Raw genomic sequence first — 13139 nt, 5'->3', positions numbered from 1 at the left:
CGCAACATCAATAAAAAATCATAAGCAAATGATGCTTTCTATACCAAATATCTTCTTGCTTTCAGTTAAATAATTAAATTAATGAAATTCCCAATAATCAAGCTTAAAACCATATTGGCATTTTTCATTAACTGCTTAAAAGGTATCAAATTTTGTCATCACTGGTATAACCAAATCGTGAACCAGCAAAACATGCAAATAAAATGATAAATATTGATATAAGTTAAAAACAGTATGTTTTAATTTTACTAAACTTTATATATACTACTTAAGTAGTATTAAACATGACACTTAATAATAGAGAGAAACCAGATGAAATACCCACCATTACTTATCTTGCCTATCGTCTTAGCCGTATCCCAAGCATGGGCAGACACTGATCCTGTACCTGAAGAAACAGTTACCCTTTCCCCTGTCACCGTCACCGGCACACAACAAGAAAAAGCCAATCGCGTTACTTTCAACCCCAAAGCTGCTTTGCAACCCCTCCCTGCCGGCGACGGGGCAGACCTTTTGCAATCCGTGCCTAATATGAGCATCATCCGCAAAGGCGGCAGCTCGGGCGATCCGCTGTTCCGTGGCTTGGGTGGCTCGCGCCTCTCCGTCAATGCCGACGACCAGTTTATTTATGGCGGTTGTGGTATGCGCATGGACCCGCCGACTGCCTATATTCACCCAAATTCATTTGACAAAGTCGTGGTTACCAAAGGTCCGCAAACCGTTACCCAAGGTATGGGCTTGGTCAGCGGCTCGGTGCAATTTATCCGTAAAGATCCTGATTTCACTGAAAAACCTTACAACATCAATACCACTCTGACGGCGGGCAGCAACGACCGCCTTGACGGCTCGCTGGAAGCCGAGTTCGGCGGCAAATACGGCTATGTCCGTACCAATATCTCCCATAACGAAGCCGACGATTACAAAGACGGCGACGGCAACCGCATTCACTCCAACTTCAAACGCGACAGCCAAATGTTGCAACTGGGTGTTACCCCGACAGAAAATACCACCATTGCCGGCACATACGAGCGCAGCAGAGCCAAGGTTGCCTACGCCGACCGCATGATGGACGGCAGCAAATTCGACCGTGATGCGTGGAATATCCGTTTTACCCAACGCAACCTCACACCATGGTTCAGCGAGTTGGAACTGCGCTACGGTAAAAGCGAAATCGACCACGTGATGGACACATACAGCCTGCGTACCATCTACAATCCTGCCGGCAAGCAGATTAAAAATGCCAACAACCCTAAACGCAATACCGATACAGGCCGTCTGAAAGCCACTTTCGACTGGGACAAGCTCAACCTGCAAACCGGTTTGGATTATTTGGATGACGTCCACGTCGCGCGTCATGAGCGTGGTGGCGACGGCTACAGCCACAAGCCTTACATGCCCAACCAAAGTTTCAAACAATGGGGTATTTTCACCGAAGCTTCTTGGCAGCAAACCGACAATCAACGCTGGGTAGCAGGCTTGCGCCATGACCAAGTCAAAGCGCATTACGATACCGCGCGCGTTACCGACCCCGTTTTGAAACATCAAAAATTCAATTTGAACTCAGGCTTCCTGCGTTGGGAAAGAAATACGGACAACGGCCTGAAATACTATGCCGGCTTCGGTATTGCCGAACGTGCGCCTGACTACTGGGAACGCCTGCGCTCTGAAAACAAAGCCATCCGCGCAGAGCAAAACCGCCAAATCGATGCAGGTGTAATCTGGAAACGTCCTAATCTCCACGCGTCTGTATCCGTATTCGGCAGCGACATCAAAGACTTCATCATGATGGAGCGCCAAGGCATGAATTTCGGCGTGCGCAACATCAACGCTTCACGCTTTGGCGGCGAAGCCGAAGTCAAATGGACGTTTGCGCCTAACTGGGAAGTCGGCACCAGCCTCGCCTACACCCACGGCAAAAACCGTACAGACGGCAAACCTTTGGCACAAACGCCGCCACTCGAGTGGAACAACACCCTCGCCTTTGACAACGGCAAATTCAGTGCGGGCGCATTATGGCGCGTCGTAGCCAAACAAAACCGTTACAGCAAAGGCCAAGGCAATATCGTCGGCCAAGACATCGGCGCTTCTTCAGGCTTTGGCGTACTCTCGCTCAACGCCGGTTGGAAATTCAGCAAATACGCCACATTGCAAGGCGGCGTGGACAACGTGTTCAACAAAACCTATGCTGAATTCGTCAGCCGTGGTGGCGACCCGTCTGCCGGTACTCAAACCATGCGCGTGAACGAACCCGGCCGTACTGCATGGCTGAGACTGCAAGCGAAGTTCTAATCAGCCTCGCGTGTATATAAAAAGGCCGTCTGAAAAATTTTCAGACGGCCTTAATATTTTTAATGATATTTTTAAACAAACAGTCCGGCGAAGCAATGCAACGCCGGACTGTTTGTTCACTATCGGATTAAATCAAACCCAAAGAGTTGATGAACACCACAATAATCGCAATCGGGGCAAGATAGCGAAGCACACCCAGCCACAGATAAAGCAACTGTTTCGGAATGGTACTGCCCATGCCCGCATCACGCAGGACGGACTGTTTGTCCTGAACCCATGCTGTAAACACGGCAACGCTCAATGCGCCAATCGGCATAATAACGGCGGAAATAATAAAATCCCACAAGTCAAAAATGGTTTTGCCGAAAATTTTAAAATCGCTCCATACGCCAAAAGACAGCGCAGAAGGAATACCGACTATGAAGATCGCAATGCCTGTTATCCAAGCGTGGCTGCTGCGCTTTTTCTCGTCTTGGCGGATGGTTGCCGCGATGACGGTTTCCAGCATAGAAAACGCGGAAGTCAGTGTCGCAAAGACTACCAACAGCATAAACACGGCAAATAAATACGTACCCATAGGCATTTTCATGAAGACCGCAGGCAACACAACAAAAATCAAACCAGGGCCTTGACCGGGTTCAAAGCCGAAGGCAAATACCGCAGGGAAAATTACCAAACCGGCCAGCAGCGACACAAACAGGTTCATCCACATAATCATGTGGCCGGAGCGGAACATATCCTGATCCTTACCCAAATACGAGGCATAGGTAATCATCGCGGACACGCCGATACTCAAGGCAAAAAACGCCTGCCCCAAAGCAGTCAGCATCGTGCCCGGTTTCAAATACGACCAATCCGGTTTCAACAAGAATGCCACGCCGTCCATTGCCCCGGGCAAGGTCAGCGAACGGATAGCCAATGCAATAAAGAGGATAAACAAACCCGGCATCAAGACGCGGTTTGCCTTTTCAATGCCGTCTGAAACGCCGCCTTTGACCACCCAAATGGTAATCAGCATGAACAAGCCTTGGTAAAACAGCGAGCCAAACGGTGAAGAAATCGTATTTTCAAACAGGGCCTTAAAGTCTGCGCCAACGTGAATTTCGCCGGTAAAGCTGTGCACGACGTAGTTCAATACCCAGCCGCCGACCACGCTGTAAAACGACAGCAAGATAAAACAAGCAGCCACGCCCATGCGGCCAACCCACGGCCACTGCGAACCGGGGCGCAATACTTTGAAGGAGTCGATGGCGTTTTTACCGCCCGTGCGGCCGATGTAAAACTCGGCCAATTGAACCGGCAAGGCTACCAAAATCGTGAAAATCAAAAACAAAAGAAAGAATACGGCGCCGCCGTTGGTACCGGCTGTATAAGGGAATTTCCAAATTGCACCCAAACCGATGGCCGAGCCTGCCGCAGCAAGCACAAAGCCGATTTTGGATGACCAAGACGAATGGTTGCTCATGATGTAATATTAAGAAACGTGAAGATGCCGAATTGTAACAGGGTGAAGTCAGGCCGTGAGTGGCTGACGGACAGCAGATAAGCAATTCGCACGGATGGTGCGTACTTACCAAGCAAATTAGCATGAATTTTTGATAATTAAACTTTTAATAGCATAAATTTTATTTTTATATTTTAAATTTGACGGTTTGTTTTAAAAATAAGCATATAAAAGGCCGTCTGAAACCTTGTTTTTAAGGTTTCAGACGGCCTTTATCCTTAAGCCGCTTTATTTTTTCATGGCATCGGTCAAAACTTTGACATTGTAGCGATACATGCCGATGTAGCTGTTGGCCGGTGCGCCACCTAATGCATCGGAATACAAACGTCCGCTGACATTGACGCCGGTTTCTTTAGCAATACGGTCAATCATGCGCGTGTCTTTGATGTTTTCAGTAAAGACGGCTTTAATGCCCTCGCGTTTGATTTGGCGGATGATGGAAGCCACTTGTTTGGCAGACGGCTCGGCTTCGCTGCTCACGCCTTGAGGGGCGATAAATTCAATATTGTAACGTTTGCCCATGTAAGAGAACGCATCGTGTCCGGTCAAGACTTTACGCTTGGCGGCAGGTACGGCATTAAAGGCAGCCTGCGCATCGCTGTGCAATTTTTTCAGCTGCATTTGATAGTTGCCCAAACGTTGCTGATAGTAGGTTTTACCTTCAGGGTCGGCTTGAATCAGCGCATTGGCAACATTTTGCGCATAAGTACCCATCAAGACGGGGTCGGTCCAAACGTGCGGGTCAAATTCGCCGTGATCGTGATGATGGCCTTCGTGATCGTGGTCATGATGATGGCCGCCCTCTTCTGCTTTCAAAGCCTGAATGCCTTTGGTTGCTTCGGCGAAAGGAACTTTACTCTGTTTGACTGCACGCTGTACATCGGCGGCTTCCAAGCCCAAACCGTTAAGTAATACCAATTTGGCACTGCGGATTTTTTTGATGTCACCACTGGTCATGTGGTAGGCATGGCTATCTTGGTTAGGACCCACCAAACTTTGAACGGCCACACGGTCGCCACCAATCTGTTTGGCCACGTCGCCCAAAATGCTGAAGCTGGTGACAACAGGCAGCGGAGCGGCATAAGCTGCACCGGTCAATAATGCGGCAACGATGCCGAGTTTCCAATGTTTCATATTCTCTCCAGTGATATAACGTAACATTAACATCATCATAAAACAGACCGCCTGATTATTCAAGCGGCCGTCTGAAAAATCATGCCGTGCGGTGTTTCTTGCGGCGCAGCCATTTTGCCAAAATGCCGCCTTCCCAACCGAACACGACGGAAATCAGGTAAAGCGTGCCGCAGCATAAAATAATCGCCGGGCCGGACGGGATTTCGATATGGTAGGAAAACAACAGTCCTGCCAAGCCGCAAAGCAAAGCCAACGCGACCGACAAAATCATCAGCCGACCCATACTTTTCGCCCACAGTCTGGCGGTAATCGCAGGCAACATCATCAAGCCGACCGACATCAGCGTACCCAATGCCTGAAAACCGGCAACCAGATTCATCACGACCAACACCAAAAACAGCACATGCCAAAAGCCGCCCTTACCGCCTACAGCCTTGAGGAACAAAGGGTCTATGCTTTCCAACACCAGCGGGCGGAACATGACCGCCATCAGCAAAATAGTGACGCTCGCAGAAACGGCAATCAGCTGCAAAGCCGGAATATCCACCGCCAACACCGAGCCAAACAACAAATGCAGCAAATCGACACTGCTGCCGTTTTTGCTGACCAAAACCACGCCGATGGCGAGGCTGCTCAAATAAAATGCGGCAAAGTTTGCGTCTTCTTTCAATGAAGTAAACCGGCTGACCAAACCGGCCAACAAAGCCATCAGCAAACCGGCTGCAAAACCGCCGACGCTCATTGCAGGCAAACTCAAGCCGGCAAACATATAGCCAATGGCCGCACCGGGCAAAACCGCATGACTCAAGGCATCGCCCACCAAACTCATGCGGCGCATCACCAAAAACACACCGACGGGCGCCGCGCTCAATGCCAGGCAGAAAATCGACGCCAGGGCATAGCGCATAAAGTCAAATTCGGTAAACGGCGCGACGACCAAATCATATAAATCCATGTTTTATCGCTTTTTTATTAATCTCTGAAAGCCTTAGGCCGTCTGAAAAATACTAACTTTCAGACGGCCTTGTCCATTAAACCGCGCACCAATCGGCCGCTTCCTGTTTCTGCATCATTCGGTTTGCCTGTGCCAAAAACTCATCGGTCAACACATTTTCAGTCGCACCGGCAGTCACTTTTTCACGCGCCAAAAGCAGCGTGTTGGCAAAATATGCCCTCACCTGCTCGTAATCATGCAACACGGCAATCACTGCCTGACCGTCCTGATGGCACTGGCGCAAAACTTCCAACAGCGCATAAGTCGTCCGCGCGTCCACCGCGTTAAACGGTTCGTCCAGCAACAAAAATTTGGCATCCTGCACCAGCATCCGCGCAAACAATACGCGTTGGAACTGGCCATTGGACAAGTGCGCGATTTGGCGCGTGGCAAAATCCTGCATTTCCACGCGTTCCAAAGCCGCCATCACGCGCTTTTTCTGCGCCGCGTTCACACGCCCGAAAAAGCCGATTTCATACCACAACCCCATCGCCGCCAGTTCAAACACCGTCATCGGCTGGCTGCGGTCAATATCCGACTGCTGCGGCAGATAGGCAATGTCCTTGCGCGCCATATTTTCATAGCGCACGCTGCCCGTATCCGTCTTCTGCAAACCCATAATGGCTTTGAGCAGGGTCGATTTGCCCGCGCCGTTCGGCCCGAAAATCGTCCACATCTTGCCATCTTCAAACACCATATCGATATGGTGCACCACCGGCCTTCGCTGATAGCTGACCGTCAGATTTTCCACCACGATACTCATGGCGACACCGCCCAAAAATATACAGCCCACAACGCCGCCAATGCGGCAAGCGCAATCAGCAGCCTTTGCAGCAATCCGGTCAACAATACAGAATTCATAAGCCTAAAACCGCCCTTGCCCGAATACGGACAACAGGCCGTCTGAAAGAAAATTAAAACATTAAAATGATACTGTATAACGTTAACCCTGTAAATTTCTTTCGTTTTCAGACGGCATCGGGCAAAAGGCCGAATATCGGTTACAATCCGTTTTTTATTTGATGATTGTCCTATGTCTATTCCACTCTTAAACGAAAAACTCAATACCGAAACCGCCCGCATTGCATGGGAAGAGCTGCAATCCCACTTCGCACGCGGTGCCGCCGTCTATGTTGCGCCCGATTTGGATTTGATTGCCGTCGCCCGCCATGTTGCCGAAGATGAAGCCGCGCCATTGAAACAATGGATGGAACAAGGCAAATTCGGTGCCATCAGCGATGATATGGCGCGCACATTTTTAGCGGATAAGCAGGAAATGTGGGCGGTTGTCGTGGCGCCGTGGGTATTGGTACAGCCTTGCAAAGACTGATTAGGCTGTCTGAAAAAACAAAACCGGAACATTTCCCATGTTCCGGTTTTGTTTTTTCAGACGGCCTATTGCAAAGTAAAACCAGCTTTGAATTCAAGCTTCGGCACCCCGATAACGAAACGTTTGCCGATGCTGTCTTCAAACTCATACGCGCCTTCGATACTGCCCCAAGGTGTGCTGATTTGCGAACCGCTGTTGTACTCATAGGCTTCGCCCGGGTACAAAACAGGTTGCTCTTCAATCAAGCCGGCATGACCGACCTGCTCTGTCTCACCGTGTCCGTCGGTGATTTCCCAAAAACGCTGACGCAAAGTAATGATTTCATCACTGCGGTTGCAGATGGTAATCAGATAATTGAAGGCATAGCGGTCGCGATAGACGTCGCTCTGACCGGCCATATAACGCGGCTCCACGTTAATCTCGATTTCATTCATAATTGTTTACCCCGTATGGTATTTATTTTATTTCAATCCGGATAATTCCGGCGTGTCCGCCCTATTTTTGCAAAGGGTCGAAACACTTAAAACGCATCACGCGATCCAATAAAACAGGCCCAAGACCATCAAGGTCATCGCAGCCGCAATCAAATCATCAAGCATAATGCCCAAACCTCCATGAATCCGCCGGTCAAACCATTTGATCGGCCATGGTTTCAACGCATCAAACAAGCGGAAAATAATAAAAGCTGCCAGCCACCAGCTCCATTTAAACGGAATCAGCGACAGCACCAACAGCATCGCGACAATTTCATCCCAGACGATACCGCCGTAATCCTGAATGCCCAGCTCCCTCTCGGTATAACCGCAAATGCGGATACCCCAGAAAAACAAGGCGATACACAATAAAAGCAATATCCAGCCGTCTATGCCCAACAGGCACAATACAAAAGCCAGAGGTAATGCCGCCAGTGTTCCGGCCGTACCCGGTGCAACCGGCGACAAACCGCTGCCGAAACCGAATCCTAAAAAACACAATGGTTTGTGCAACAGCCAAGAAAAAGTAGGTTTACGTTCAGCCAAAATGATCAAATCCTAAAGAAGTCAGTTCCAATACGCCGCCTTCGGCATCTAAAATATTCAGACGGCCTGAGTCAGTAATTTTACCAATTCGGGCGACCGGTACGCCACTTTGTTCCGCTGCCTGACAAACGCGTTCCCTATCTTCTGGAGCAGCGGTAAAAATCAGTTCGTAATCATCGCCGCCAGACAATACTGCAGACAACCATTGTTCACGCGACAATACGTTTTTCAATTCAGGCAACGACGGCACACAATCGGCAAATATTTCCGCCCCGACAGCAGAGGCTTTTAAAATATGCCCCACATCTTGAGCCAGGCCGTCTGAAACATCTTGCGCGGCATGGGCAAACGGCAACAATGCCTGACCCAATGAAACGCGCGGCTCTGGACGGAGCAACTTATCATCGCAAACCGCCATGATTTCAGACGGCAATTGATAATGCCCCAGATGTTTGTTCAAAGCAGCGGCGGCCAAACCCAACCGACCCGATACCCAAATATCGTCACCGATTTCGGCCGCATCCCGCCGCAAGGCACGCCCTGTCGGAACTTCACCTACTATCGTTACATTAAAGACCAAATCGCCTTTTGTGGTATCGCCACCAATCAATACCGTATCAAAACGCGCGGCCAAAGCAAAAAAGCTATCGCAAAAACGTTTGAGCCAGTCTTGATTCAATTCAGGCAAGGCAGCACTGAGCAACACCCAACGCGGCTTGGCACCCATAGCGGCCATATCGGATAAATTTACTGCAAGCATTTTCCATGCCAAATCTTCGGGCGAAACATCTTCAAAAAAATGTCTGCCTTTGACCAACATATCAGCGCTAAAACATAAATCAAATCCGTTACTTGGGCGAATAATAGCGGCATCGTCCCCTATGCCCAAAATCAGACCTTCCGATTTTTGTCGCTGCAAATATTGTCTGATAAAGTCAAATTCCGTCATATTTATCCAATATAACTATAACTTAGATTACTATATCTAATTTTGTGCCAGCCTGATGTTTGCCTGCGAACACGTCAAACATCAAACCTCAACATTATTTAGATATAAAACTCAATAAGTTAAAGGCCGTCTGAAAATACAGATTTCAGACGGCCTCATGTTTTCAAACCACTCTGAGCAGGTATATTTACAGATAGACGATTTCGCCTGTCCGCCCCCTGCTCTCTTGGCTTGCCCACCAAATAAATTGCGGCAGGACATCTTCGTAGTTTTTACGTTCGCTTTTCGATTCGCCCGGATGCGATTTAATACGTTGCGGCGAATTGATGGCACCCGGCACCAAAACATTGGCACGCAGATTGTCAAAACGCTCCCACTCGTCCGCAGCCACTTTACACAAATAATTAAGCGCGGCTTTGGAGGCACCGAAACCGCCCCAATAGGCTTGCGGTTTCTCGCCGTGGCTTTCGCCGACAAAAATCACAGAAGCGTCTTCGGATTGCTTCAACAATGGGAACAGCGCACGGGTCAAGCCCATAGGCGCAACGGTATTGATACGATATTGGTTGACCCATTCCGATACGGTTTGGAAGTCCAATGGCGACAAGGCATAAAAATAGCTGGCGCAATGCACCACGCCATCCAATTTTCCGCCGGTTGCTTCATCAATAGTTTCCGCGAATTGCTTAAACTCTTTCTCCTCCGCACTCATCAAATCAAAGCAGATGGCAAACGGCTCAGGGCTGCCCGCAGCCACAATGGCATCATATACTTTTTCCAAACGCTTTTGATGACGCGCCACCAAAATGACAGTCGCTCCGGCAGCTGCATAGGCTTTGGCAACCTGCTCGCCCAAGCCTTGGGATGCGCCGGTAACCAAGATGGTTTTGTCCGCTAATGTCGTCATGACTTTTCCTTGAACTTTATGGTTTCGGATATTGTATCGGCTTGGTAAGTTTTGTAAAGTCAAAAAGGCCGTCTGAACATTCAGACGGCCTCAGTTTATTCAACCTGCAAATCCAGCATAAGCTTTTCAGCCGCTGCAAAGCCAGACTGAACCGCAGCCTCCAATGTTGCCGGATAGCGCGGATGGAGATAGTCGCCGGCCGGATAAATACAGCGATGGTGCAACCATGAGAAATCAGGTTGTACAAAATCAACCGTTGCCGCCGTAGTCGCGCGTTTTTCCGTAATAATGCGTACGGCTTCGGGTTTATTCAAATCCGGACAAACCCGCTTAATGTCCGCATGAATTTTCTCGGCTAAATCTTTATCCTTCCAAGCCTCGGTGCAATCGGAAACGCTGATAACGACCGTAACTTCATTATCCGGCAAACCCAATGCCCCCCGATGCAACACCCATTGCGCCGTACCATCGGCAAATCCGGTTAAAGGTGCAGGCAGTTTGACTGCTTGGGCATAACGCAAATAAACCGTGGTAATCGCATGATAGTGCAACGATTGATAGGCCGTCTGAATATAGTCAGGCGTATCTTCAGGCAAAAGCGCATCAACATGATATGGCGCAACAGCCAAAATCACCGCATCAAATACTTCGCCATTGATTTCAATTCGGCCATCAATATGATGGTTCAAATGTGAAACACGAGTTTCAAGATGTATCTTTGCACCATGCTTGTGCAGAAAATTCAAAGCCGGTTCGGCTACAATCCGCCCTAAATCCTGCTTAGGCAAAAGATAATCGCTGTTCGCCTTTTCAGACCACACACCATCATTCAATACATTGCATAAAATGCGCAACGATGCCTGTTCTAACGGCGTATTTAAAGCACCCCAGACCAAAGGTTGCCAAAATTGGCCAAGTAAGCTGCGAGGAACATTTCGTGTTCTCAACCACTTTGCAACCGTCAAATCGGTTTTATGATGAGCTGCCCAACGTTGCAATGCCGACATATCCGACAGCAATTTGATTTTCAATGAAAAAGAAAGATTTTTAGCACGCAGGATAGCGACAAGCAAATGCCACGGCGCTGGCAAAGAGGCCGTCTGAAACTGTAATCCCTCATGAATGTACCATTGCAAAGGCTGGCGTAAAAAGGCTGATTCAGGTTGAACGCCGATATGTTGCATCAAAGTTTGAACACCATGATACGCACCCAATAAGATATGCTGCCCATTATCCAAAAAGCTGAATCCATCATCTTTCCCAGACAAGACACGCGCCCTACCGCCAGCCTGTCTCCCAGCCTCAAACAAAGAAATATCAGCTCGATGAATCAGAGAAACCGCCGCAGACAAACCCGCCCAACCGGCACCAATCACAGCAATTTTTGGACGCTTAGTATTCATGGTTTAAATCCAAACAGCCAAGTTTTCAAAGCAATACGTTTTTTACGGGGAGAAGGAATCGCAATTTTATAAGTCAAAACATTTTGCGCACCATCACGGTCAATTTCATTCAACAACGCATAATAAATAGCCGCCATAATCAGGCCGACTTTTTGCGATTTCTTATCCTCAGCCGGCAAAAGCAACATCGCTTCACGATAAGTTTCACGCGCCCTATTCACTTGAAATTGCATCAATTTTGCAAAATTATCGGTCGGTTTGCACTGCATGATTACATTGGCAGGTACATCAAACTTCTGCATTTCCTCCATCGGCAGATAAATTCTTCCCTGCCGCGCATCTTCGCCCACATCGCGAATAATGTTCGTCAACTGCAAAGCCAAGCCCATTTTATCCGCATATTCCAAAGTTTTCGGATTGGAAAAACCTAAAATCCGCGCAATAAGGCATCCTACTACCCCTGCAACACGGTGGCAATACAGCTTTAATTCATCAAAACTACCATAACGAGCCTGCTCCAAATCCATCTGCATGCCATCAATCAAAGCTTCAAATTCATTCTTCGGCAAATCAAAATTTACCCGAATATCTTTTAAAGCCTGATGAACGGGATGCTCAGGCATCTCATTATTAAATACTTTCTCCAAATCACTGCGCCACCAATTCAACGTTATCTGAGCCACATTTGGATCGGTACAGCCATCAACCACATCATCTAGTTCACGACAAAAAGCATATAAAACAGTGATCGCATTTCTTTTTTCTACCGATAAAAAACGAAAGCCGGATAAAAAACTGGAATGGCTTTCTGCAGCCTTTTGATGACAATAATCCAAAGCACGCACTGTGTATCCTAAAAAATATCGTTATAAATAATTAGCAGGGATTTTATCTGTATTTAAAAAAGTACGCCAATATCAAAAACTCATCTTATAACAAAGCCGTCTGAAAGCTATTCTTAAGTATCTTTCAGACGGCCTAATATCCACCGTCGCCAAGATCGAAACCAGCAGCATCACCACCAGCAGCTGTATCAAGGAGTAGCCCCTCTGCACAGTTGCCCTATCCCGTTTTCTGTCAAATGCTTTTAAGTACATATCTTTCTTCCCTTTATCTTCTATATCCCTATCCAACAAGAGGCGCCCTATCCGTTTATCCCTTCACCCCATGTAAAGTCTCCACTGGTTCAAGTTTTATTCCCCCCCAAACAAAGCCGCCCCGTGGCCCAACCGGCAAACGGTTCGGCCGCAGGGCGGCATTACGGTACGATCGTCCGTCAGGTTATTTTTTCACGGCAGGCTGGGCAGCCTTAGGCGCGGCAGAAGAAACCGTCGCCTCCGCCTTCAACTTGTTCAGCACCGCATCACCAATGCCCTTCACGTTTTTCAGCTCCTCCACCGATTTGAACGCACCGTTCTTCTGGCGGTATTCTACAATCGATTTCGCCTTAGCCGGGCCGATACCCGGCAAGGCCTCCAGTTCGGCAGAAGATGCGGTATTGATGTTCACGGCGGCCAAAGAGAATGCTGCACAAACAGCGGCAAATGCACCAAATAAAAATTTCTTCATCAGATTTTTTCCCATAACGTGTTTGATTGAATCAGTCAGGA

Annotated in this window: 13 protein-coding genes; 2 read left to right on the top strand and 11 right to left on the bottom strand. The window is 48.3% G+C overall.

The annotated features are described in order from the left end of the window. Positions 1-312: 312 nt before the first annotated feature. On the top strand, positions 313-2289 hold the full coding sequence (locus tag KCG54_RS02980) for a TonB-dependent copper receptor (RefSeq protein WP_254324597.1): 1977 nt from the start codon (positions 313-315) through the stop codon (positions 2287-2289). A gap of 127 nt (positions 2290-2416) precedes the next feature. Here the strand turns inward: KCG54_RS02980 and KCG54_RS02975 are convergent, their stop codons facing one another. The 4 genes from KCG54_RS02975 to KCG54_RS02960 all read right to left on the bottom strand — a co-directional run bounded on the left by KCG54_RS02975 (position 2417) and on the right by KCG54_RS02960 (position 6684). After that, positions 2417-3754 (bottom strand): sodium-dependent transporter, encoded by a 1338-nt coding sequence (locus tag KCG54_RS02975; protein WP_254324596.1) that lies wholly within the window; start codon positions 3752-3754, stop codon positions 2417-2419. 267 nt (positions 3755-4021) lie between these two features. Beyond that, a complete protein-coding gene (locus tag KCG54_RS02970) occupies positions 4022-4927 on the bottom strand; it encodes a metal ABC transporter solute-binding protein, Zn/Mn family (protein ID WP_107867435.1) in 906 nt (301 codons plus the stop codon). Between the two features lie 79 nt (positions 4928-5006). Beyond that, positions 5007-5882, bottom strand: a complete 876-nt coding sequence (locus KCG54_RS02965) for a metal ABC transporter permease (protein WP_254324595.1) — start codon at positions 5880-5882, stop codon at positions 5007-5009. 76 nt (positions 5883-5958) lie between these two features. Then, complete coding sequence (locus tag KCG54_RS02960) at positions 5959-6684, bottom strand: metal ABC transporter ATP-binding protein (protein ID WP_249552092.1); 726 nt, start codon at positions 6682-6684, stop codon at positions 5959-5961. 270 nt (positions 6685-6954) lie between these two features. On the opposite strand from KCG54_RS02960, the gene KCG54_RS02955 reads away from it, so the two are divergent. Further along, positions 6955-7251: a DUF2288 domain-containing protein gene (locus KCG54_RS02955; protein WP_254324594.1), complete on the top strand. Its 297-nt coding sequence runs from the start codon at positions 6955-6957 to the stop codon at positions 7249-7251. A 65-nt stretch (positions 7252-7316) separates the two neighbouring features. Here KCG54_RS02955 and apaG read toward each other — a convergent pair whose 3' ends face one another. From apaG to KCG54_RS02920, 7 genes are all read right to left on the bottom strand, one after another. Beyond that, complete coding sequence (gene apaG, locus KCG54_RS02950; RefSeq protein ID WP_003682575.1) at positions 7317-7685, bottom strand: Co2+/Mg2+ efflux protein ApaG; 369 nt, start codon at positions 7683-7685, stop codon at positions 7317-7319. Positions 7686-7781: 96 nt separating this feature from the next. Continuing rightward, positions 7782-8270, bottom strand: a complete 489-nt coding sequence (locus KCG54_RS02945) for a phosphatidylglycerophosphatase A family protein (protein ID WP_254324593.1) — start codon at positions 8268-8270, stop codon at positions 7782-7784. After that, on the bottom strand, positions 8263-9219 hold the full coding sequence (thiL, locus tag KCG54_RS02940) for a thiamine-phosphate kinase (RefSeq protein ID WP_254324592.1): 957 nt from the start codon (positions 9217-9219) through the stop codon (positions 8263-8265). The genes KCG54_RS02945 and thiL overlap by 8 nt, the downstream gene beginning before the upstream one ends. Positions 9220-9406: 187 nt before the next feature. Beyond that, positions 9407-10126, bottom strand: a complete 720-nt coding sequence (locus tag KCG54_RS02935) for an SDR family oxidoreductase (RefSeq protein WP_049331115.1) — start codon at positions 10124-10126, stop codon at positions 9407-9409. A 95-nt stretch (positions 10127-10221) separates the two neighbouring features. Then, positions 10222-11529 (bottom strand): hydroxysqualene dehydroxylase HpnE, encoded by a 1308-nt coding sequence (hpnE, locus tag KCG54_RS02930; RefSeq protein ID WP_254324591.1) that lies wholly within the window; start codon positions 11527-11529, stop codon positions 10222-10224. Beyond that, positions 11526-12374 carry a presqualene diphosphate synthase HpnD gene (gene hpnD / locus KCG54_RS02925; protein ID WP_254324590.1) on the bottom strand — a complete coding sequence of 283 codons (849 nt, stop codon included), beginning with the start codon at positions 12372-12374 and terminating at the stop codon, positions 11526-11528. Before hpnD ends, hpnE begins: the two co-directional genes overlap by 4 nt. 436 nt (positions 12375-12810) lie before the next feature. Further along, positions 12811-13098, bottom strand: coding sequence for a ComEA family DNA-binding protein (locus tag KCG54_RS02920; protein WP_036472233.1), 288 nt, complete (start codon positions 13096-13098; stop codon positions 12811-12813). Between the last annotated feature and the right edge of the window lie 41 nt (positions 13099-13139).

It is taken from the genome of Neisseria subflava (assembly GCF_024205705.1).
Classification (GTDB): Bacteria; Pseudomonadota; Gammaproteobacteria; order Burkholderiales; family Neisseriaceae; genus Neisseria; species Neisseria subflava_D.
This window is presented reverse-complemented; position numbering and strand designations above follow the sequence as displayed.